The 376-nt window shown below is 52.1% G+C and carries 1 rRNA gene; it reads left to right on the top strand.

Features of this window, described 5'->3' with window-relative positions:
- Positions 1-20 precede the first annotated feature (20 nt).
- Positions 21-376, top strand: a 23S ribosomal RNA gene (locus PGR23_RS24440); the annotation flags it as partial.

The raw sequence follows: 376 nt of genomic DNA, 5'->3' as shown, positions 1-376 counted from the left end.
GAAACATCTTCGGGTTGTGAGGTTAAGCGACTAAGCGTACACGGTGGATGCCCTGGCAGTCAGAGGCGATGAAGGACGTGCTAATCTGCGAAAAGCGTCGGTAAGGTGATATGAACCGTTATAGCCGGCGATGTCCGAATGGGGAAACCCAGTGTGATTCGTCACACTATCGTTAACTGAATACATAGGTTAACGAGGCGAACCGGGGGAACTGAAACATCTAAGTACCCCGAGGAAAAGAAATCAACCGAGATTCCCCCAGTAGCGGCGAGCGAACGGGGAGCAGCCCAGAGTCTGAATCAGCTTGTGTGTTAGTGGAACGGTCTGGAAAGTCCGACGGTACAGGGTGATAGTCCCGTACACCAAAATGCACAGG

Source organism: Klebsiella sp. 141162 (genome assembly GCF_050600755.1).
Lineage (GTDB): Bacteria > Pseudomonadota > Gammaproteobacteria > Enterobacterales > Enterobacteriaceae > Klebsiella > Klebsiella aerogenes.
This window is presented reverse-complemented; position numbering and strand designations above follow the sequence as displayed.